The organism is Pedobacter chinensis, from assembly GCF_003339865.1.
GTDB classification, from domain to species: domain Bacteria; phylum Bacteroidota; class Bacteroidia; order Sphingobacteriales; family Sphingobacteriaceae; genus Pedobacter; species Pedobacter chinensis.
Map to the genome: position 1 here is coordinate 206,969 of NZ_QPKV01000003.1, position 24,496 is coordinate 231,464.

At 35.2% G+C, this 24,496-nt stretch carries 13 protein-coding genes; 5 read left to right on the plus strand and 8 right to left on the minus strand.

Annotation, left to right across the window (positions count from 1 at the left end):
* Positions 1-22: 22 nt before the first annotated feature.
* Both DU508_RS06240 and nadA read right to left on the minus strand, forming a co-directional pair.
* Entirely contained in the window at positions 23-1,258 is a 1,236-nt protein-coding gene (locus DU508_RS06240; RefSeq protein WP_115401986.1) for a dicarboxylate/amino acid:cation symporter, read from the minus strand.
* 84 nt (positions 1,259-1,342) lie between these two features.
* Positions 1,343-2,341 (minus strand): quinolinate synthase NadA, encoded by a 999-nt coding sequence (gene nadA, locus DU508_RS06245; RefSeq protein WP_115401987.1) that lies wholly within the window; start codon positions 2,339-2,341, stop codon positions 1,343-1,345.
* A 448-nt stretch (positions 2,342-2,789) separates the two neighbouring features.
* Between nadA and nadB the strand changes: the two genes are divergently transcribed.
* Together nadB and DU508_RS06255 are read left to right on the plus strand one after the other, a co-directional pair.
* Complete coding sequence (gene nadB / locus DU508_RS06250) at positions 2,790-4,376, plus strand: L-aspartate oxidase (RefSeq protein WP_115401988.1); 1,587 nt, start codon at positions 2,790-2,792, stop codon at positions 4,374-4,376.
* Positions 4,377-4,504: 128 nt separating this feature from the next.
* Positions 4,505-5,026 carry a gamma carbonic anhydrase family protein gene (locus DU508_RS06255; RefSeq protein ID WP_115401989.1) on the plus strand — a complete coding sequence of 174 codons (522 nt, stop codon included), beginning with the start codon at positions 4,505-4,507 and terminating at the stop codon, positions 5,024-5,026.
* Positions 5,027-5,086: 60 nt separating this feature from the next.
* Here the strand turns inward: DU508_RS06255 and DU508_RS06260 are convergent, their stop codons facing one another.
* The 6 genes from DU508_RS06260 to DU508_RS06285 all read right to left on the minus strand — a co-directional run bounded on the left by DU508_RS06260 (position 5,087) and on the right by DU508_RS06285 (position 16,680).
* Positions 5,087-6,730 (minus strand): Ig-like domain-containing protein, encoded by a 1,644-nt coding sequence (locus DU508_RS06260; protein WP_115401990.1) that lies wholly within the window; start codon positions 6,728-6,730, stop codon positions 5,087-5,089.
* Positions 6,731-6,852: 122 nt separating this feature from the next.
* Positions 6,853-8,715 carry a tRNA uridine-5-carboxymethylaminomethyl(34) synthesis enzyme MnmG gene (gene mnmG, locus DU508_RS06265; protein WP_115401991.1) on the minus strand — a complete coding sequence of 621 codons (1,863 nt, stop codon included), beginning with the start codon at positions 8,713-8,715 and terminating at the stop codon, positions 6,853-6,855.
* Between the two features lie 134 nt (positions 8,716-8,849).
* The gene (locus DU508_RS06270; protein WP_115401992.1) at positions 8,850-10,712 is read right to left on the minus strand and encodes an ABC-F family ATP-binding cassette domain-containing protein; all 1,863 of its coding nucleotides are present in this window, start codon (positions 10,710-10,712) and stop codon (positions 8,850-8,852) included.
* 281 nt (positions 10,713-10,993) lie between these two features.
* A complete protein-coding gene (locus tag DU508_RS06275) occupies positions 10,994-11,626 on the minus strand; it encodes a GIN domain-containing protein (RefSeq protein WP_115401993.1) in 633 nt (210 codons plus the stop codon).
* A 501-nt stretch (positions 11,627-12,127) separates the two neighbouring features.
* Positions 12,128-12,565 (minus strand): rRNA maturation RNase YbeY, encoded by a 438-nt coding sequence (ybeY, locus tag DU508_RS06280; RefSeq protein ID WP_115401994.1) that lies wholly within the window; start codon positions 12,563-12,565, stop codon positions 12,128-12,130.
* Between the two features lie 797 nt (positions 12,566-13,362).
* The gene (locus DU508_RS06285) at positions 13,363-16,680 is read right to left on the minus strand and encodes a DUF4175 family protein (protein WP_115401995.1); all 3,318 of its coding nucleotides are present in this window, start codon (positions 16,678-16,680) and stop codon (positions 13,363-13,365) included.
* Positions 16,681-17,032: 352 nt separating this feature from the next.
* On the opposite strand from DU508_RS06285, the gene DU508_RS06290 reads away from it, so the two are divergent.
* From DU508_RS06290 to DU508_RS06300, 3 genes are all read left to right on the plus strand, one after another.
* Entirely contained in the window at positions 17,033-18,538 is a 1,506-nt protein-coding gene (locus tag DU508_RS06290) for a glycerophosphodiester phosphodiesterase family protein (protein WP_115401996.1), read from the plus strand.
* Between the two features lie 582 nt (positions 18,539-19,120).
* The gene (locus DU508_RS06295) at positions 19,121-21,490 is read left to right on the plus strand and encodes a phosphocholine-specific phospholipase C (RefSeq protein WP_115401997.1); all 2,370 of its coding nucleotides are present in this window, start codon (positions 19,121-19,123) and stop codon (positions 21,488-21,490) included.
* 59 nt (positions 21,491-21,549) lie between these two features.
* Entirely contained in the window at positions 21,550-24,465 is a 2,916-nt protein-coding gene (locus DU508_RS06300; RefSeq protein WP_115401998.1) for a ligand-binding sensor domain-containing protein, read from the plus strand.
* Positions 24,466-24,496: the final 31 nt, after the last annotated feature.

A 24,496-nucleotide genomic window follows, 5' to 3' on the forward strand; every position in this document is an offset into this window, starting at 1 on the left:
TCGATACGTTAAGTATCTTTCCTCAGGATAACAATCCTTTACTCTCCATCCAATTCTTACCTTCCGTAAACCTGGCAATCAACATTGCCGCAACATTATCTCCGGTCGCATTTAATAAAGTAGCCATTGGATCTACCAATGTTCCGATAATCATTGCTGGCGGTAAAGCTTCTGGTGGTAACTGATAGGCTGAAATCATCAACAATTCTCCAATATAACCACCATTTGGTATTCCACCTTCTACTATACTAACCAAAACAGTAATTCCTAAAGCCAAAACAATCGTATCAACATGGGCTAAATCTTTTCCAAAAATAGCAAATACAACTGCTATCTTAATAATGGAACTGATACTTGAACCATCTTTATGAAGCGTTGAACCCAATGGAATGGTCACATTAGCGATATATGCAGGAACCCCCATTTTTGTAGCTCCCTCTAAATTAGCCGGAATAGTTGCAATGCTACTACAAGTACCAATGGAGGTTAATGATGGTACAATATTATTTTTCCAAAAAACCTTTATTGCTTTAAAACCTCCAGCAATAAAAGCGTATAAGGTAAAAAATACAATGAAATAAAACGCACCAATCCCATAATATAAACCTAGCGCTTTTGCATAGGTACCGAACAATTGCGGACCGAAAACACCAACCTGATAAGCAAAATAAGCACCTAAACCAATAGGTCCTAATTTCATAATCAAAATGATAAGTTTTTTCATTACCTCATTGCCAGATACCAGAAAATTCTTAAATCCATCGCCTTCTTTTCCAGAATATAAAGTAGAAAAGCCAACCAATACAGAAAAAATAATGAGCGCAAGCATGTTTTTTCTACTTCCTATTTCAAAAAATTCTCCAACGGTTAAGAGTTGTGTCATTTGTTCTCCAAAGGATTGTATTTTTTCTGTTTCGGTAGGAATTGGATTATTGCCTAATGCCTGATGAATCGGAAATAGCCAGGTTGCCAACAAGGTTAAAATTGCAGAAATTAATATCGTGGCAAGAAAAACCAAAACCATTATGGTTAATAGTTTACCCAATTTCTTAGACCGGTCTATATTGGCAATGGCCGAAGAAACTGCAAAAAATACCAACGGAATAACCGCCGTAAACAACAAGTTTAAAAATATATCTCCCAAAGGTTTTATACTTTCAACTTTTTTTCCAAAAATTAATCCAACAATACTTCCAACAGTAATCCCTGCCAAAAGCCATAACAAGCCAGAATAATTTTTTAGGATGTTGTTTTTCATTAATTTCCTTTTTTAGCCAGAGAAGCCCAGAAACTACGGAAACTAATTTATTCCGTGTAAAATCTGTGCTTCCGTGGCAATTTTTTACAATCCCAATTCTGCAGAAATATCAAGCATGCGCTGAATTGGTTTACGGGCTTGTTCAATAATGTGCTCAGTAACAGTTACTTCAGGCAAACCATTTTTAATGCATAAATATAGTTTTTCTAAAGTATTTCTTTTCATGTAAGGACAATCGTTACATGCACAACTATTATTTGGTGGCGCAGGAATAAAAGTTTTAGTTGGATTGGCCTTTTCCATCTGGTGGATAATTCCGCTTTCAGTAGCCACAATAAATTCAGTTGCCGGATTAGAAATGGTATATTTCAAAAGTCCTGTAGTAGATCCGATATAATCGGCCATTTTTAAAACCACTTCTTCACACTCAGGATGGGCAATAAACTTTGCATGAGGATGTCGTTCTTTCAATTTGGTAATTTTCTCCTGAGAAAATATTTCATGAACCATACAGGCACCATTCCAAAGTACCAAATCTCTACCCGTTTTCTTCGCTACATAAGCACCTAAGTTTCTATCAGGACCAAAGATTATTTTTTGATCTTTAGGTAAGCTCTCCACAATTTGAACGGCATTTGTTGAAGTACAAACAATATCGCTCAAGGCTTTTAGTTCAGCTGTACAATTCACATAAGTGATCACTAAATGATCAGGATATTTTTCCTTAAACTTTTTAAACAAATGTGGCGGACAACTATCCGCTAAAGAGCAACCAGCCTTTACATCGGGCAATAAAACCTTTTTTGAAGGTGATAAAATCTTTGCTGTTTCAGCCATGAAGTGTACGCCAGCAAATACAATTACATCTGCATCAGTTTTTGCAGCTTCCTGTGATAAGCCTAAACTATCGCCAATATAATCTGCTATATCCTGAATATCAGGTTCTTGGTAATAATGCGCCAGTATAATCGCATTTTTTTCTTTCTTTAATTTTTCAATTTCAACAAAAAGGTCCAGTGTTGGATCTATTTCTTCCTCTACGAATCCTTTTTTATTAATTTCTTCTAAGACATCGATGTTCATTATCAATTTTCCTTTTTGAATTTAGACGTTGGTCAAAGATAAAGCTTTCCACGTCTCAATAATTAATAAGTATTTTATTTAAATAAATCTTTGTTTGTTTATTAGTGTGTTAGTATTGTTGGCAAGTTTCAAAAAAATATTCTTTCAAATAAGTTGTTAATCGTTTACTAACATTTAGATTACATTTTTATAATATGATAAGATTGATTTTCAGCACTATCGAAAAACGGATTAAATTTTATCAATATTGGAATGTTAATTGTTTATAAGTGAGCAAAAAGTTAATTACTTGTACAAAGGTGCTTAAAAATTGCTTAAAAGATTGTGGCAAATTGTCTTTTTAGAGTAGCTTTAAACATTCAAATTTATTTGTTAGTCTAATTTCTACATTATGCTAACAGTTGTTCTATAGTTATTAACATCGTTGATAAAGTAAAGGTTTTAGTTGATGAGAAAAGTAGATTTTCTGGTAATTGGTTCAGGTATAGCAGGTTTGAGTTTTGCACTTAAGGCCGCAAAGTTTGGTAAGGTCTTAATTGTGACCAAATCAAACGAGGATGAATCCAATACAAAATATGCGCAGGGTGGCGTTGCAGTTGTTGTTGATAAAGATGATTCTTTTGAAAAACATATTCAGGATACATTGATTGCAGGCGATGGATTATGCGATGAAAAAATTGTGGAAATTGTTGTAAAAGAGGGGCCCCAGCGTATTCAGGAGATCATTGATTATGGTATAAATTTCGATAAAGATAACTCAGGTTTTTATGATTTAGCGAAAGAAGGAGGTCATTCTGAACATCGCGTTTTGCACTATAAAGACATCACCGGATATGAAATTGAAAGGGTGCTTTTAAAGGAAATTCATGAGAACCCAGACATAGAGATATTAACACACTACTTCGCACTGGAGTTAATCACTCAGCATCACCTTGGTAAATTTGTTGATAAACGTACCGAAGATATTAACTGTTATGGTATATATGCCTTTAACACAGAGCTTAACGATGTGGAAAAAATTGTGGCAAATGTGACTGTAATGGCTTCGGGAGGTGCCGGACATGTATATTCTGCAACAACAAACCCGGTTATTGCTACGGGTGATGGTATGGCAATGGTTTATCGCGCAAAAGGAAAAGTGAGGAACATGGAGTTTATTCAGTTTCATCCAACCGCTTTATATCATCCCGGAGAGTACCCGTCATTCTTAATTTCTGAAGCAGTTAGAGGTTTTGGAGGAGTACTTCGGCGTAAAAATGGAGAAGAATTTATGCATGAATATGATGAGCGGAAATCTTTAGCTCCACGAGATATTGTAGCACGTGCTGTCGATAATGAAATGAAAAAATCGGGAGATGATTTTGTTTATCTGGATATTACCATGCGAACGAAAGCTGATATTCTAAAACACTTTCCTAATATATATGCTAAATGTTTGTCTATAGGTATTGATATGACTAAAGATTATATACCAGTTACGCCAGCATCTCATTATATGTGTGGGGGAATTTTGGTTGATGAATATGGCCGTTCTTCTATTAAAAACCTTTATGCATGTGGAGAATGTTCATCAACAGGCTTACATGGAGCCAATCGTTTGGCTTCTAATTCATTGTTGGAAGCTACTGTTTTCGCCCATCGCATTTATCAGGATGCAGTAGAAAATTTTAAAAACAATATCATACCCGATCATATACCTGAGTGGGATTCGCAAGGCGTGACCCAAAGTAATGAAGATGTTTTGGTAACTCATAATCTTAGGGAATTACAAAAAGTAATGGGTGATTATGTAGGAATAGTACGTTCTGATTTTCGTTTGGAAAGAGCATATCGCAGGTTGTTTTTAATTTATCAGGAAACTGAAGAATTTTATAAAAAGAATAAAGTTTCAGTCAAGCTATGTGAGTTAAGAAATGTGATTCAAACCGCTTATTTGGTTATTAAATCGGCGATGCAAAGAAAAGAAAGCAGAGGTTTACATTTTACTACTGATTATCCTGATCATGCAAATGAACTAATTGATACGGTATTTTAAATAGTACCACCGTGCTGACCTGTAGCAAAGCGAAAGCTACGAAGTAAATTTATTTCAGCATCTAACATACCAAATAAACAATACTTAAAAGACCCTGAAATTAATTCAGGATGACGTAAAATAATGTTATGCCTTTAATACTTCCAGTAAAAAATAAATACCCTGAAATAGGAGAAAATAATTTCATTGCAGAGAACGCCACTATTGTAGGTAATGTCGTAATGGGTAATAATTGTTCAGTTTGGTTTAATGCGGTTATTAGAGGCGATGTAAATGCGATTACAATTGGAAATGAATCCAACATCCAGGATGGAGCTGTAATTCACGCTACCTATTTAAAAGCATCAACACATATTGGTAACAGAGTTTCAGTTGGTCATAATGCGATTGTTCATGGTTGCACTGTGGAAGATCATGTTCTGATTGGAATGGGAGCAATTGTAATGGACCACGCGGTTGTAGAGCAATACTGCATTATTGCCGCTGGCTCAGTGGTATTGGAAAATACCATTTGTGAAACTGGGTATCTTTATGCTGGTACACCTGCAAAAAAAATAAAGCCCATTACTGATGAGCAACGAGCTTTATTAAATAAATTACCGGATAATTATATTATGTACTCAGGGTGGTTTAGCCCCCAAACTCCCTAAGAAGACTTCCTTTCTATGGTTTACAATAAGAATATTTATTCATTAGATTTTTACTTCCCTTTAAGGGGCTGGAGCCTTAGGTATTACTAACTTTTCTTCTCTTTCCCAGTTTGCTCTTAAAGACATTTCACTTGTAGAATACCATATTTTTTCTGGCTGTGTACCTGCTTTTACGTTACCGGTATCCCAAATACCATTTTTATTTTCATCGTAAACAACTCTAACGAAATACTTTCCAGCTGGATAATTGGCAAAAATAATAGTTGAATTTTTTGTTAAAACGGATGACTTAATCACATTCTTCTTTTCATCTATAAATTGAACTATATAGTTTTTTGTGGTATCCGGTACCTCAACTCTTAATGATAAAGTACCATAACTATCAGCAGTTTCAAGTTTAAAACTCTTATTAACCTCTTTATTTTTAGCATTGAATATTGCTGTAAATGCACCTGCTGCGAATTTCAAATCGTATGACCTCTTATTTTTCCAGGGATATCGAATATAATATTTCAGAAAATCAGTACTGTCTTTTACCAATTGAAAAGTGGTTCTTTTCACTGAATCTTCCAATAAAGTTATTTTAGAAGCATCTGCAGCGGTAATGGGAAAAGGAAAAGTTAAGGTATAAGTTTGATATGGATTTAGCTTTCCACCCCCGGCATTATCGGTAATGGTCAGGTCGCGTACATAGGTATCTTTTTTACCTCTGGTAAAATTTAGGGTTTGTAAAACCTTCCCTTCATCCTGGATAGCTACTTTTACTGAATCAAAACTTAAGTCGTTAAGCCAAACCTTCGCAGTATCATTTGTTTTATTAAAGTGAACATATTTACCTACATCAACTGATGGTGGATCTGTAACGGTTAATTTCGGATTTTTAAGTTGCTGGTTAAATATGATGGTAATGATGCCATCATTACTTAACTTCCTGTCTAACACTCTAAATTCGGATGCAAGTTCTTTAAATACCTGCAAATTAATGTTTTCCAGATTTTTATCAATATTAACAGGATCTTTTATAAAGCCAATCTCATCTGATATTTGCTGATATATTTTATCTCCTCCGCCAGCGCTTTCTTTAAGTGCATAAACTTTGTATAAACCCTGACGAAGGTTATTCAATTGATAATTTCCGGAACTATCTGTAAGTGTATAAATTGATGGTCTTTTTTTTCCAAATAGTGTATCTCGTTCTACCGGAAAAATAAATACTGTGACTTCTTTTTCAAGTTCATCAGTTAATGAATTTGTAACCTTTCCACTTATGGATAATGAATCAATTTCATTACCGGTAGAAAAAACATAGGAAAGATTTTTGATGGTGTTACTTTCATTTATATCCGCTATCGCTTTTCCAAAATTTAAGGTATAAGTGGTATTTTTTTCAAGAGAATCCTGAAGCGTGATTTCTAATCTTTTTGAACGAACTTTTAAAATCGGTGGTCGTTCCTGATCAGGTGAAATTGTAAACTCTTTAACTTCATTATTCAGTTTAAAATATTCATCAAATTCGATCACAATTTTTTTAGCATTAAAATTACGTGTCTGATTTTTTGGAGTCATGCTCAAAACCTTTGGAGGTGTAGTGTCTTTTGGGCCACCTTGTGGAGTTTGCATGCTTGCACAACCAAAAAATAGGAGAGAAGTGATAACGACCGCTAAATTTTTTAGGTTAAAATAGTGAGCTTTTAAATTTGGCATATTTTAGACGTTCTGACGAATTTTAACTGTTTTTTAAATAATAACATTAAAAAATATTTTTTCTTGCTTATATCGCTTTATTTTTAATTGATATTTTTTAATAATAACTTATTGATAATCAGTTATTTACTTATATAAACCATTAAAACTGATATATCAGATGGTGAAACACCTGAAATTCTGGAAGCCTGACCTAAAGTACGTGGTTTTATTTTAAATAATTTTTCACGGGCTTCTTTTGAAATGGAAACAATTTTGTTGTAATCAAAATCAGGTTTGATTTCTTTGTCTTCCATTTTCAACATCTTTGCTACAATTTCATTTTCTTTTTCAAAATAGCTCTCGTATTTAATTTTTATTTCAGCCTGCTCAATAGTTTCATTATCCAAATCTTTTGTCGCTTCAGCTAATGGTTTACTTACTTTAATCAGATCTTGTAAACCAACATGAGGCCTTCCAACTAAACTATGGATTTTTACATTTTGGTTTAATACGCTTGAACCTAAGCTTTCCAACATAGGATTTGCATCAACCATCTCAATACCCTGGTTTCTGGTAAATTTAACCAAAGCATCAGCTGCAGCAACTTTTTGATTTACCTTTTCCAACCGTTCATCAGAAATCAAACCCAGTTCATGGCCAATGGGAGAGAGGCGAATATCAGCATTATCCTGCCTTAATAATAAACGATGCTCTGCTCTTGATGTAAACATTCGGTAAGGCTCTTCTGTTCCCTTTGTTACTAAATCATCAATTAATACACCAATATAACTATCTGATCTTTTCATGATCAGTTCATGCTTATCATTAATTTTTTGATGTGCATTTATACCTGCCATAAAACCCTGGCAGGCTGCTTCCTCATAACCGGTTGTTCCGTTAATCTGTCCTGCCAGAAATAAATTATTAATTAATTTAGTTTCTAATGTTAATGATAATTGAGTAGGAGGAAAGAAATCATATTCAATGGCATATCCTGGTCTGAACATTTTGGCATTTTCAAAACCTGGTATTAAGCGTAAAGCTTTAAATTGTACATCTTCCGGAAGTGAAGTAGAAAAACCATTTACATAGATTTCGCAAGTGTTCCATCCTTCAGGTTCTACAAAAATTTGATGTCTGTCACGTTCAGCAAAGCGGTTAATTTTATCTTCAATTGATGGACAATACCGAGGGCCTAAACCTTTAATTCTACCCGTAAACATTGGAGATTTTTCAAAACCTTCTTTTAGGGTTTCGTGAACATCTTCATTGGTGTAGGTAATCCAGCAGCAACGCTGATCAGTTGAAACGTCGGTGTCTGTAAACGAAAATTTATTTGGGTTTTCATCTCCCCATTGTTCTTCCATTTTGGTATAATCCAGGCTTCTTCCGTCAACGCGTGGAGGGGTACCGGTTTTCATCCTGCCTGCTTCCATACCCAATTCTACCAATTGTTCTGTAATACCAGTTGAAGCTCTTTCTGCTGTTCTGCCACCACCGAATTTCTTTTCCCCGATGTGCATTACACCATTTAAAAAAGTTCCGTTAGTGAGTACAACTGCGGTACTTTCTATTTCAATACCTAATGACGTTTTAACGCCATAAACGGTATTATCTTTAACTAATAAACCTACTACACTATCCTGCCAAATATCTAAATTAGGTGTTCTCTCTAAAGCTAATCGCCACTCTTCAGCAAAGCGCATTCTATCAATTTGTGCTCTGGGACTCCACATGGCTGGACCTTTAGATTTATTTAACATCCTGAATTGAATAGTCGATTTATCAGAAATGATTCCTGAATAACCACCCATAGCATCTACCTCCCGAACAATTTGTCCTTTGGCTACACCACCCATTGCAGGGTTACAACTCATTTGGGCAATCGTACCCATATTCATTGTGATTAGTAAAACAGATGATCCTAAATTGGCAGCGGCTGCAGCGGCTTCACAGCCTGCATGTCCGGCACCAACAACAATCAAATCGTATTTTGAAAACATTTTATTTGTATTTTCTTTAATTGTTCCACGTGGAACAATTGGTTAATCTATAATGAAAGCTGAATAATTCAGCAGCATTTTTGAATTGTTCCACGTGAAACATAACGTGTGAACAGCTGTGAAATTGCTTTAATTTATTCTGAAAGTTCTAACCAACGCATAGTATAGTCATCAAGTTTTAGTTTGAGTTGTTCTATTTCATTGGATATCTCTTGAATTTGTATATAGTTTGATGCGTCTATTTTTAATAATTTCTCTGTTAATGCTGCTATTTTATTTTCTGTATCAGTCATTCCTTTTTCACTTTCCTCTAACTCCCGCTGTTCTTTAAAACTTAGCTTTTTTACAGCCTTAGCTGGTGTATGTTCTGGAACTGGATCTGTGTTTTTCTTAGGCTCTGTTTTGGTTTTCGGTTGTTCTAAACTTAAACGATATTCAGAATAATTGCCATTATAAATTTTTACAACTCCTTCACCTTCCATGATAAATAACTGATCGCTCATTTTATCAAGCAGATATCTATCATGTGAAACCAGCATTAGTATACCAGGAAAATTCTCTAAAAACTCTTCTAATACATTTAAGGTATCAATATCTAAATCGTTGGTTGGCTCATCTAAAATTAAGAAGTTTGGATTTTGCATTAAAACCTTCATCAGGTTCAGGCGCTTTTTTTCTCCGCCACTCAATTTCTCCACCATTCCATGTTGCTTCTTAGGTGGGAAGAGGAAAAGTGTTAAAAGGGCAGAGGCTGTAATTACAGAACCATCGGCCATTTTAATATATTCAGCATCTGATTTAACCACATCAATCACTCTTTCTTTAGGATCAAATGCCAAACCACCTTGCTTATAATAACCAAAAACTGTGGTTTCACCTGTGTCTACTTTACCTGTATCAGGTGCCAGGTTACTGGTAATGATATTTAATAAGGTGGATTTACCCGTTCCATTTTTACCAGCTAAACCAATTCGATCTCCCTTTTTAAAAGTGTAACTAAAATCATTAATAATCGAACGACCATCAAAAGATTTTGTAATATGTTCCAGTTCAATAATCTTACCTCCTTGACGAGACATCTTCATTTTAAGGGTAACACTTTGATTATCAGACTTTTTCTTGGTTTTTTCTTCTAAATCATAAAAAGCATCGATTCTTGCCTGAGATTTGGTTGCTCTGGCCTGTGGCATGCGCCTCATCCACTCCAGTTCTTTTTTTAATAGCTGTTGGTTCTTATGTAAAACAGTTGCATCCAGCGCTTCTCTTTCTGCTTTTTTCTCTAAAAAATAAGCGTAATTTCCATTGTAATTGAAAATTTTTCCTCTATCCAATTCAACAATGGTATTACAAACATTATCTAAAAAGTAACGATCATGTGTAACCAACAGAATTGTTTTTTGTCCAGTGGTTAACAATTTCTCGAGCCATTCAATGGTATCAATATCCAGATGGTTGGTAGGTTCATCCAATACCAAAATTTCAGGATCTTCAATTAAAAGTTTCGCCAGCGCCAAACGTTTCTTTTGTCCGCCTGAAAGTGTGGCTATTTTTTGCTGAAGATGAGTAATGCCCATTCTGTTTAAAATGGTTTTTATTTCATGTTCGTATTCCCACGCATTATGTTCACTTAATTCTTCATACAAACGATTAAGTGTTTTTTCATCCGGATTAGGGTTTTCGATCAATTCCTCATATTCTTTAATGAGTTGTTGTTGTTTATTCTCCAAAGAAAAAATGAAATCACTGATAGAATAACCTTCGTTGAATTGAGGTTCCTGATCTAAAAATCCAATTTTAACAGATTTATTTTTAACAATTTTACCTTCAAGAGGTGGAAACTTTTCGGCAAGTAATTTCAAAAGTGTACTCTTACCCGCACCATTAATTCCTACCAACGCTACACGCTGACCAGAATTAATACCAAGAGTTAAATTTTTAAATAGCCATTCGTCATGATAACCATGGCCTAAGCCTTCTGCCGCAATTAGTGTGCTCAATTTTTTTGTATTTCGGATTTATAAAGGAAAATTAGTGCAAAAGTAAGTATAAATTATTTGGTAGGGTGTATAGATTGATTCAAAGGGGTTTGTATCCGTTAAAAATGGCAGAATACTGATGTTATAGTTGTTGCTGATTAACAGATTTTAATCCTCAAAAATTGAGCTAATTTTAATCTGCAAATCTGCGGCAAAAAAAAAGCAAACGAAAACAGCGGCTGGACTCGCTCCGCCGCTGTTTCAATCATTAACTAAAACTAAACTTTATCTTTTTGCAATCTTTAGAAAATTGATTCTAAAAGATCAACTTTAATATCTTCGTATCTGTTTGCACTGTAATTTGCAACAGGTGCAGTACTTACATTAGTATCAACCGCAGTGAAATCATTCATTTTAACTTTGGCAACTGAGCCTAAAACTGCAGTGTAATTTTCGGTAGAACCGCTTAATGCTAAACTTGAAGTACCATTAATATTTGTTTTCAAATTCACGGTGTTGGCATTTATATCTGCACTTGCCTCGTCATTTAAAACCACATTTAAGTTTAACAAGTTGAAGTTTCCTGAAGTTTTAACACTTGAAGTATTTGAGGCTTCGATAACGGACAGATTATTAACATGAGCAATTACTGTTAAAGGTTCTGTAGTAAAAGAACTAATTCTTAACTCACCATTTTGCTCTTGTACCAATGCATTTTTTGAGAAGTAATTATCGTAAACCTCAACGCTTTCTTTAGCATCCTGAACCAAAACCAATTTCACATTTCCGCTGATTTTAATTTTGGTGATGTTTTTAACAGAAGTTAATTTGGTGTAGTAACTGTTGTTTTCGTTTGCATTTGAAGTAACGCTTGCAGTACCTAAAATGATTGTTGTTAAAGCTGCTGCGAATAATGTTTTAATAGAGTTTTTCATAACTGTATATTTTAATTTTTTAAATCTTTTTGTTATTGTTTTGAATATAAGACTGTAACAGAGGCAAAACGTTGCAACGGATTTTGGTGTATTATACCAGCATGAAGTAATTATCGACGAACAGGCTTAACTATTAGACGAACAGGAATAAAAAATTGATTGGAAAGCAATTTTCTGGGTAGACGGAGAATGAGCGCAAGGAATTTATTATTGGTTCTGTGGTAGCAACCATTTCAAATCGGGCTTTGTCATTCTAAACGCAGTGAAGACCTGCGAAATAAGCATGAATATAATTAAAAATAACTTTATTAATGAATAATCTCCTGTCAACGAATTTTAACTTAAGTTCTTAAAGAAAGAAAATCACGCAGACTTTATTTTTATCTGCGTAATCAGCGGGAAATACCTGAATAATCTCAACGTCATTTATATTGATTTTTGACCACGAAGTGGCTGCGAAGCAAAATGAATTATCCCTTAGATTAACAAGATATCGAACGGCTAAACCAATCCCACTTCACTTCTATAACTTAAATATTCATCTTCCTTTTGAGTCATTAAAGTTTTGGCTGCTTTATCTTTGTCCTTGTAACCAAGTAAGTGTAATGTTCCGTGGATCATGATGCGGCAAACCTCATCAAAATCATTGGTTTTAAATGTTTTAGCATTTTCTTTAACGCGTTCAATACTGATGAAAATATCACTGACAATTTGTTTTTCCTCATCCGAGTTGTCGAAAGTGATGATATCAGTATAGGTATCATGGTTTAAGTATTGCTGATTGATGCCCAATAAATATTCATCACTACAGAAAATGAAATTGAGTTCCTGCAATTCAAAACCCTCTTTTTCAATGGTAGCTTTAATCCATTTTTTAATTTTCAGTTTTTGAGGAAGATTATAACGAATTGATTCTGTAAAAAATGAAATTGCAGGCATCTTGGATTTATTTAAGAATGCAAATTTAAGAAATATAAACAAGCCGCAAACCAAGAATAGCCAATATCCTAAACTCATTTCTTTGTTGTTCGATAAAAAATTATCATTGGTTTAGTAATCATCTGGCAGGAAAGATGCTGAAACAAGTTCAGCATGACGTGGTGGCTAGGCTGGGCGCTTAACGTGAAGGCTAGACATAACGCATAAAACACTATACATGAACGGTCGTCATCCTGAATTTTTCATTAATTTTTAAGGTTTTTATTGGTATTCAAGAGGGCTGCGCCATTTATTTCAGGACCTTAACAGCATGAAGGGATGGCTGGACCGGGTGCTTAAACGAGGTGGCTAGGCCAGGGGCTTAACGTGAAGGCTAGACATAACGTATAAAATACTATACATGAACGGTCGTCATCCTGAATTTTTCATTTGCTTTTAAGTTTTTATTGGTATTCAAGAGGGCTGCGCCGTTTATTTCAGGACCTTAATAGCATGAACGCATATAGCAGGAAAGATGCTGAAATAAATTTACTTCGTAGCTTTCCGCTTCGCTACAGGTCAGCATGACGTGGTGGCTAGACCAGGCGCTTAAACGAGGTGGCTAGACAAATACTTAAAACACCATACATGAACGGTCATCATTCTGAATTTTTCATTTGTTTTTAAGTTTTTATTGGTATTCAAGAGGGCTGCGCTGTTTATTTCAGGATCTTAATAGCACGAACGCATAGCAGGAAGGATGTTGAAAATATTTACTTCATGGCTTCGCAATGGGTCAAACATGACAATACGTTAGCTTATGGCGCCATACTCAATGATTTTAAATACTCAGCAATTTTATTCTTATAGTAATAATTCAATGAAGGAGGTAATTTCTGTAACATATCACTTCCATTCTGTTGCTGCTTTTTAAACTGATCAAGCATTTTCTGATAAGATGGCGGAAATTCTTTGGCCGCCTTACTTTCGCGTTTAGAATCTTCTTCCTGGTCACGTTCTGCCTTTTCTGCTTCTAGAAGCTTGGTTAACAACTCTTTCTGTCTGTTTAAAGTTTCTTGCTGTAAGCGTTTGTTAACTAAGTCGCTCTCCGTTTGTTTCATTTCTTTAATGGCCTCGTTCAGGTTACCCATTTTTCCAGTACCATCTTTATTTTCTTCACGGTTGATCTTTTCCAAAGCCTGCCGAATCATTTGTTGTTGCTGAGCCATCTTTCCAAACTCCTGACTCATTTGTCCCTTACCCACGGTACCTTGATTGTCACCAGATTTTTGCATCTGTTCTCTTGCTTTCTGCATGCTTTTATTCAACTGCTCCTGCATTTGAGAAAGCTGTTTCATGCTTTGTTTTTGTTTCTTGCCACTACCAGCTTTAGCATTCTTTTGCATATTCTGCAATTGATTTAATGCTTCGCTCAACATCAGGCTTAGGTTGTTAATTGATGTCATGGTAAACTGCTGGTAACGATTTGCTTCTGCTGTTCTTCTATCACCCAGATTCTCTAAACTCTTATCCAGATTAAAATTAATTTTGTTCATTTCCTCATTAACCGTCGATTCGATTTGAGGAACACGTTTACTTAAAGCATACAGACTATCGGCTATGGTTTTAAGATTATCCTTAATACCGCGTTGTTTCTGCACGTTGGTGGTGTAAGATGGATCAGCCTGATTCATCCTCCTTAAAGCAAGCATTACTTTTTCCTGTTCAAATGAAGTATTTAGCAAATTTTCCAGCAAACGGCGTAGCTCTTTAGCGTTGAGGTTATTCTCCATTTCCTCGCCCTGTTGCTGCATCTCGCTCATCTTTTTCGATAACTTTTCCATCTGCTCGCCGGCTTTCTGCTGTTTCTGACTGGCGCCTTTCGAATCTTTTTTATCTAAGGCGTCTTTACTGTCTTGCTGTTCTTTTTGAATATCCTGCACATCTTTTTCAGGGTTTTCAAATGGGTTTGGTTTTTCTAAAGCCTGATTTTTTTCTTCAAGCTTCTTTAAATCATTCTTCAAATCGTCCATTTCCTTGTTCAAAGCATCCTGCTTTTGTTTAAGCGATTCGTTATCCTGTTTTTTAGCTGCAGTTTCTTTGCTTAACTCTTTTTGTTCTTTAGCCAGTTCATTTAAACGGTCTATATCATTTTGAAGATTTTGCTCAAATTCCAATTGTTTGTAGAGTTCCAAAATCCTGTCCAATTCATTTTTAAGCGTTTTATTATCCAGCTGCATTTTTGAAAGCTCATTCTGCGTTTGATCTTTGTTCCGCTCATTCATCAGGTTTTGCAATTTCTGCAAAAGTGCTTTGGTTTTATCATCCAGCACATGATCAAACAAATCCTTGATCTGCTTTTGTTTCTCTAAAAGTTCTTCCGTTTGTTTTTGGTCTTCCTGTTGCTGAATGTTTTTATCATTCTGTGCTTTAATTTCTTTTATAGCTTCATCCAATTGTTTCTGTTTATCCAATAAAGCTTCAATTTGCTTTTTATCTTCAAACGAAATTTGTTTTTTATCAATCAGGCTTTCTGCAACTTTTTTACTTTCCTTTTCGATGGTGTTTGCCAAACGAACTGCCGATTGTATTTTTTGTTTTAGTGCCTGATTACTCGCATTTATCTGTTCTGCAGTTTCTTTTTTAGTGGGTTGTTTAAAAGTTTTAATTTCCGAACGTGTAATTTTTGACCCATTAACACCATCATTATCAGCTACTTCAAAATAGTATTCAATTTCTTGTCCTGGTTTTGCAGTTATAGCTTTCAAATCCCAGAAATAGAAAAATGTATTTTCTGTTGCATTTGCTTTTATGGCAATATTCCTGGTAACCGTGCTAATTACTTTGTTATTTTCTTTGATGTTATATTTGAAACTCAATCTGCTAAAACCATAATCATCAGTTACTTGTCCGCTGAAATAAAAAGCCTTATTACTTAACGAATCTGGCTTTTCTTCAACCTGAATAGTGGGCGATTGATCTTTAATTACAGTGATTTGGTGGGAAAGCGAATCTTTTAATGTTACAAATTCATTTTTCGGCGTGATGCTATACTTTGAATGATTTCTAATCGTAGCGCTAAAGGCAGATTTATTTTCTGCTACCTTTAAAATATTTTCGGTGCCGTTTAAAATGAATAAAAGTGAGTTGCTTTGTCCGGTTTTAAAGTTCCAGATAACACGGGTTCCTTCAGGCAAAAGCATATCGCCAACGTTAGAAATTACTTCTTGTTTTTTGCCTAAATAGGCTGGATAATTTAAAGTTGCTGTTGCATTTAATAATTCAGGGCGGGGCTTAACACTAACAATAAATATAGGAGAGCTAAACCCGGCACCTTTGAAAATCAATTTTTTATCGCTCTGGATATTTTTGATGCTGTAATTAAATTTACTGATGTTTTCTTTTTCAAGTTTATAAGTATTTTTGCCATCCTCTACATAAACTTCAGCAGGTAATTCATCGCCAGAGAGTTTCAAATTTATGGTCAGATCATCGCCCTGCGTAACGGTTAAACTTTTATTTAAAATTGAAAAACTAAAAGGCGCTTTAGGAGCAATGTATTCATCGTATTTAAAAAAACTATTCGTTCCCTCACGCAAAATTGCGGGTGCAATCAATCCGATTAATAAGATGATGGAAAGGGGGATAAATAAGTATTTTAAATATTTCCGGTTATCATTTATCCTAACAGCTGTATAAAAAGGAACAGGTTTTAATTCGGTTATTTTCTGATCTATGCTGGCTAAAATCAATTGGTTATTTTCGGGAAAATTTTCTGCCAGTTCATGGAGTTGCAAAGTGTTCAACAGTTTATCCTTAATATCAGAAAAGTGATTTCCAATGATTATTGATGCTTCATCAAAAGACAGATGTTTCCCCAGTTTCAACATGGAGAATAAAGGCTTGATGATTAAAAAACCAATCAGCAATAAGCCAAGCAATAAATAGGAAAAGAAGATAAAGGTTTTAAATTGAGCGCCAGGATTTAAATAATAGAGGCTAAGGAAAACAAGTAAGTACAGCGCCAGAAGTATTGCAGCAACATAAATGCTTCCCCGTAAAATTTTATTTAAATAAAATTTACGGATAAATTCATCTATCTTTTTCAGTAAATCGCTGTAATTATTGCTTACCATATCACTGTAAATGTAAAAATTGTTCCTATCAATTAAAAGTAACCCATATTAAGGTAACGTCTTTATTTCAAATAATTTCACTATGGTATAAATTCTAAAGTAAAAAAATCAATGATAGATCGGATACATCTGTTTTTTTAAATCGGGATGGCTTAAATGCAAATTGCCGGAGTAGAAAAAGACTTTAAAGCAAATAGAGTTTAATAATTGATAAAAGAATGGTTAATTAGTTAATGATTGACAAGCTTACCCAACTGCATAAGCTTTTGTTTTTGCTAATAAAATGGTTACATTAAGTTTAATTTTGTTTCGTTTTAAAAAATTACTTTTGATTCCCTAACAAAAAACAAATATGAAACGAGTATTTACTTTAATGTTTATGGTATTAATTTTTACCACAGCCTTTGCTCAAAAATTTAACTGGAACAAAAACCAGGTTATTGCTCACCGGGGAGCGTGGAAGAAAAATAAATTCCCTGAAAACTCAATAGCATCACTAAATGAAGCTGTTCGCCTGGGTTGTTATGGATCTGAATTTGATGTTTGGATGACTTTGGATAAAGTTTTAGTTGTAAACCATGATGCAGAATTTCAAGGTTTAACGATTGAGAAGGTAAATTATGCAGATCTGCTAACCAAAAGCCTGAGCAACGGAGAAAAAATACCTACGCTTGAAAGTTATTTACTGGCTGGTAAAAAACAAAGATCAACCAAATTGATTCTGGAAATCAAACCATCATTAATAAGCAAAGAGCGTGGAATAGCCGTTACCAATGCCTGTATCGAAATGGTTAAAAAACTGGGTGTTGTGGATTGGACAGAATATATCAGTTTCGATTATGACTATTGCAAAGAGGTTATAAAGTTATTACCAAAAGCAAAAGTTGCTTATTTAAAAGGCGATATAAGTGCTGAACAAATGAAAGCTGACAAATTAACGGGTGTGGATTATCATTACAGCGTTTATCAAAAAGATGGCTGGATAGAAAATGCGCACAAATTAGGCCTAACAGTAAATGCCTGGACGGTAAATACAGCACCAGAAATGCAGTGGTTGCTGGCTCATCAGGTAGAATATATTACAACCAACGAACCTGAATTGCTTTTTGAAGGAATAAAGAAAACACCGGTAGCTACAGGTTGGAAATTAAAATGGAGCGATGAGTTTGATGATGCTGGTTTGCCTTTAACTAAAAACTGGAGTTACAATGTAGGTGGAAAAGGTTGGGGAAATAATGAACTGCAATATTATACTGAAGCTGATTCTACAAATGCTAAAGTTAAAAAAGGAAACTTAAACATTACAGTGGTAAAAGCTGATAAAGAAAGCAACCATTACACTTCAGCCAGATTGGTCACTAAAAACAAGTTCGACTTTAAATATGGCAGGGTAGAAGTAAGGGCAATTTTGCCAAAAGGACGTGGTTTATGGCCGGCAATTTGGGCTCTACCAACTGAGGCAAAATATGGAGGCTGGCCAAAAAGTGGCGAAATTGATATCATGGAGCATGTTGGCTACGAACCTGATAGCGTTTACGGAACCGTTCATACTGAAAAATTTAACCATGTGATCCATACTCAGGTTGGCAAAGGCGTTAAAATAAACCCGTATAATGATTATCATGTTTATGCGGTAGAATGGTTTAAAGATAAAATCGATTTTTTTGTTGATGATCAAAAATATTTAACTTTTAAAAACACTGGAAAAGGATCTGGTGATTGGCCTTTCGATCAAAACTTTCATATTATTTTAAATGTTGCCGTTGGTGGCGGTTGGGGTGGTAAAAAAGGCGTTGATGAAACTATTTTCCCTGCTACAATGAAAATCGATTACGTGCGGGTTTTTGAAAAAGAATAAAAGTATTGTCGTCATTCCCGCGAAGGAGGGATCCAATGTCATTAAGTTAAGGAAAAAAATAATTGTTATTTTGAACGCAGTGACCGCGAAGCAGCTACGAGTAAATCCCAAACCTACGGGTGCTGTACCTTGGTTTACCGCTGAATTGTTTTTGTAAAGGGTATTGTAATTATTAAAGTTTTGTGTTCCATCGCCAGGAGATTATTCAGGTGTTTCCTGCAGATGCCGCTGATTACGCAGATAAAATAGCCTGCGTAATTTTCTTAAATCTGCGGGATATTCTTTCTTAGGAACTTAAGTTAAAATTCATTATCAGGAGATTATTCCATATGCTTCGCAACTCTTCACTGCGTTTAGAATGACAAAGCTGGAATGTGTCTGTCATTCTGAGGAATGAAGAATCCCTAACCTACGGGTGCTGTACCTTGGTTTGCCGCTGACTTTATTTTTGTAAGTGAGCAACCAACCGCTACTGCATACAAACCTTTCTCTCGATTTTTTTATATCGAATGCGCTGATATCTCCATTTAGGATTCTTGACTTTTTACCTATCTTGCAGTATCTAAGCTATTTTGTATAATTATGGACTCACGTAGAGAATTTTTAAAAAAGGCGGCTTTGCTCGCCGGTGCCACGGGTATAGCCAATACTTTGCCCAGCTCGGTATTAAAGGCCATGGCAATTAATGCCGAACCCGGCAGTACTTTTTACGATGCAGAGCACATCGTATTCCTGATGCAGGAAAACCGGTCATTTGATCACATGTTTGGGAAAATGAAGGGTGTTCGCGGATTTAATGACCCGCATCCACACATTCAGCCAGATGGAAATAAGGTTTGGCTGCAAAAAGATGGGCAAGGCTATACCTATGCGCCGTTTCATGTTGATATCAACAAAACCAAAATTACCTGGCAAGGTGGTTTGCCTCATTCGTGGAATGATCAGGTTGCTGCCAGAAACGGTGGACGGTATGACAAATGGATACCCGTAAAAACACCAATGACTTTGGCTTACTATGACCGGAACGACATTCCATTCTATTATGCTTTTGCCGATGCGTTTACCATTTGCGATCAACATTTCTGCTCATCGCTAACCGGAACTACGCCAAACAGACTGTTCTTTTTTACAGGAACAGTAAGAGGAGAAAAAAATGCCAATCGCATTGCAGTAGTTAATAATGACCAGGCAGAATCTCAAAATAATGTTTTTGTAGATTGGCCAACCTTTCAGGAAATACTTGAAGATAATGGCATCGATTGGAGAATTTATCAAAATGAACTTTGGACATCAAAGCTTCCTGAAGGAGAAATTGATGATTGGTGCGGAAATTACGGAGATAATCCAATAGAATATGTAAAACGACACCATGTGAAGTTATCTGCATATTTCAGAAAGAATGGAGATACCACAACTAACCCGGCGTTAACCGCGGCTGAGGTTCAGGCGAAATATGACAAATTATCAGAAAGAGAAAAAAAACTGATCGATAAAGCATTTCAAACCAATATCAGCGAAAAGGATTATTTAGACTTAGCACCTTTCACTTTTACCAATGATCAGGGCAAATCTGAAACAATAAATGTTCCGAAATGCGACATCTTTCATCAATTCAGAAAAGATGTGGATAGTGGAAAATTGCCAACGGTTTCCTGGCTGGTTGCTCCACAAAGATTTTCTGATCATACCAGCTCTCCACTTTATGGAACCTGGTATGTAAGTGAGGCCCTTGATATTTTAACCAAAAACCCAGAGGTTTGGAAAAAAACAATTTTTGTATTAACCTATGATGAAAATGATGGTTATTTTGATCATCAACCACCCTTTGTTGTGCCAAATCCCGATGATCCCTCTAGCGGAAAAGTATCTGATGGAATAAATTATGCAGTTGATTTCGAAGGCAGAAAGGGTAGTCCAATCGGCTTGGGTTACCGGGTTCCGTTAATTATTGCATCTCCCTGGAGCAAGGGTGGTTTTGTAAATTCTCAGGTTTTTGATCACACTTCATCCTTAATGTTTATGGAGAAATGGTTGAGTAAGAAAACAGGAAAAAACATTAAAAGCAATAACATCAGCGATTGGAGAAGAAATATTTGCGGCGATTTAACATCGGTGTTCAGGCCATATAGTGGCGAAGAAATCAAATCTCCCGAACCTTTAAAACGTGATGCTGTTGTAACAAGCATCGGTAATGCCAAAAATAAACCCGCACAAGTCGGACCAACTGCTTTAAACAAAAACGAAGTTGGCAAGATCAATAAATTTGAAGCATTTTCTGCCCAAACTTCAGTGCATGCACCTAAGCAAGAAAACGGAACCAAGCCTGCCTGTGCTTTACCTTATCAATTAATGGTTGATGGAAATTTAGTTAATAACCACTTTGAGTTTACTTTCCAATCAGCCAAAACACTTTTTGGAAATGAAATTGAAAATGTGGGGGCGCCGTTTAATATGAATACCGTTGCCAACTTTAAAGGAGTGGCCGGAAAAACCTGGGCATATGCAGTGAAGGCTGGCGATGTTTTAAAAGATAAAATCAGTATCGAAGATTTTGATAACGAAATTTATGACTTCCGGATTTCAGGACCAAATGGATTTTACAGGCATTTTGTGGGGAGTAAAAAAAATCCTTCGATTAACATCAAGGCCCATTATGAGCAAAGCGGATTGGTAAGTAAAAAACTTACCGGGAATTTGGTTTTCTCTATTGAAAATAAAAGCACTGCAGCTGTGAATATTCAAATTATTGATAATAAGTATAAAGCAGCAACGCAAGGTTTGAATATAAAGCCAAAATCAAGTATTGACATTCCGTTGAAATTATCAAAAAATGGCCATTGGTACGATTTTAGTATCCGGCAAACCGGAAATAATGTTTTCAATCATCGTTACGCAGGTAAGGTAGAAACGGGAGAAATAACAATAACCGATCCTTTTATGGGCAACGCATAAAAATATCCCCCATTTCGGGGGATAGCTTTTGAAAGGAATTATATTTATTTTGTATTAACATGCGTAGCAATCTGTTTATCAATAAGATAAAAATTATAATTCCTTTCCTCTTGCTTTTTAGCTTAAAGCTATCTGCACAAAGCTATAATTTTACCAATTACAACCTGAAAGATGGCTTGCCTCAATCGCAGGTTATGGCTGTTTACCAGGCAAAAGACCGAACACTTTGGTTAGGTACTTATGGCGGAGTAAGTAATTTTGATGGCAAGGATTTTACCTCCTACAGCAAGGCAGATGGATTGAGTTCCAATTCAGTTAACAGCATTGTTGAGGATAACGAAAATCAAATGCTTTTCGGCACCGAGGCCGGGATTAATATTCTAAAACGCGGAAAAATAAGCACATTATTTTCCGGACAGGGTGTTTCCCGTTTAAATAAAGATAAAAATGGAAGAGTTTGGGGAATAAGCAATGGCAAACTTTTTAAAATTGAACGAGGCAAACTGATTTTTCATTCCATAGCTGATAAATCAATAACCACTTTAAATGCCGATAGAGAAGGCAATTTATATGCCGCAGTTCATGATAACGGAATTTATAAACTTCAAGGCAATAGCTGGTCGCTGTTTCAAGCCCTCCCTCATGAAATTAAGAGTTACTCTGTAAGAAAGATTCTTTTCGACAGGAAAGTTAAAAACAGAATTTACTTATTAACCCGTCAAAGTGGTGTATTCGTTTTAGAATCTGGAAAAGTTGCTGTGTTTTTTGAAGACAACCGAATCGATAGCTATTATTCTATTGAGCAGGATAACAAAGGCAATGTGTGGATAGGTTCAGAAAAAGGAGCCTATATGATTAATAAACATGGTGCTGTAACCAGTTTTAATGGTGAAAATGGATTAAGCGATAATCAGGTAGATGAAATTTTCAGCGATGCAGAGAATAACGTATGGGTATCTTGTTTTAGCGATGGAATTTATAAATATGAAGGTGACGCCTATATCAGGTACGATAAGTTTAAAGGGCAAAATCTTGCCTATCCGGTAAGTGGTTTAGCTGCTGATAAAAACGATAACCTGTGGATCGGAACATTTAATAAAGGAATTTTTAAATACAATGGTAAAAGTGTTGAAAACATAAATATTCCGGCTTTTAAAAATAAAAAGATTTTTTTTGTTTATGCCGATAAGGCAAAAAATATTTGGATCTCAGCTTATGCAAATGGTGTTTGGAAATATGACGGAAAAGAATTCCATCAGATCCTAAAGCCTGAACGATTGGATAACAGCTCTATTGCAGAAGATCAGGCCGGTGGTGTTTGGATTAACGGACCCATAACAGCAACTTATTTAAAAGATGGCAAGTCAGAAAAAATATCGGGTTTTGATGGATATTCTTCTTGTATTTACCCACTGAGTGCAGATAGCGTTTTGCTCGGAACATCTACCGGTATAACCCTGATCAGGAACAAAAAGGTAGATAAACAATTTAAAATCGGGTTACTTACCGGAACTTTTGTTTTAAGCATTATAAAACATGGAGATTATTTGCTGTTTGCAACTTTAGGTGATGGAATAGTAACATGGAATACTAAAACAAAACAAGTTAAACGTTATGTTATAGCCAATGGATTAAATTCAAATGATATTTACAGCATGGCCATTGATCATCAAAACAACTTGTGGGTTGGTACCGGCCGGGGAATTAACAAGCTTACCTTTAACAGGCAGAACAACGTTTATGAAGTTTTTAGAGATAATCCTTTAATATTAGAATGTAATCAAAATGCGATTTTAAATTACAAAAACAGCATTTTGGTAGGAACGATAACTGGATTGTTGCAGTGTAAAACAACTGTTCCTAATCAAAGCAAACAAAATCCTTTCATACACATTCAGCAGGTTAACATATTTCACAGAAATGACAAATCCAAAGATTTAACCATTGATTTGAATAAAAACGGAGATCATTTTCATAAACTAAATTACAGTCAGAATCATCTGTCAATTAGTTTTCGAGGTGTTTTTTTAACCAACCCGCAAAGTTTGCTTTATCGCTATAAATTGGTTGGTGTTGATAATGACTTTAGTAAACCGGTTCCTAATACTGAAATAGAATATTCTACCATAAGGCCCGGAAGCTATACTTTTCAGGTGTATGCTATAGCCAACGGAGCAAAGTCAAACATTGAGCAATTCAGTTTTACAATTGTTCCACCATTCTACGATACAATATGGTTCAAGGTAATGGCCTTTCTTGTGATCATATTTCTGATCTGGCTAATTTTTTATTTGATTTTTAAAACCAGAGAACAGAAAAAGCACCAATTGGAAAAGATAAAATTAAAGGAACAAGATAAAATAAGGAAACAAACTGCAGAGGATTTTCATGATGACATTGGGAATAAACTCACCAGGATAAATGTATTATCTGAAATTTTAGACAAAAAGGTTGATTCTGGTCATGAAGAGCAAAAAGAGCTTATTCGTTTAATAAGAGAAAATGCCAGTTTGCTTTATACCGGTACAAAGGATATTCTTTGGGCGCTGGATCCACAAAGCGATAATCTTTTCGAAATTTTAATGCATATCAAAAATTTCGGCATCGATTTATTTCAAAATACGGGTGTCGATTTTAAAATGGATGGTGTGCTGGCTAAATATCAGAAACTGCATTTATCTATGGAGTTTAACAGAAATCTTACCCTAATTTTTAAAGAGATGTTAAACAATGTTTTAAAGCATTCAGGAGCTAAGCAGGTTTTAATCATGGTTATTGAATCTGAACACGAAACCATTAATATTTTAACCACTGATGATGGAAAAGGATTTGATTTGGAAGCAGTAGAAAAAGGGAGAGGACTTAAAAATATCCAAACCCGGTGTAAAAGGATTAAATCAACATTTCAAATATCATCAATAATCGGAAAAGGTACCACCACCACAATTTCTACCAGAATTCCTGTTACAAATTAAGAGCAAGAACGTCTTACAATAAACTAATTAT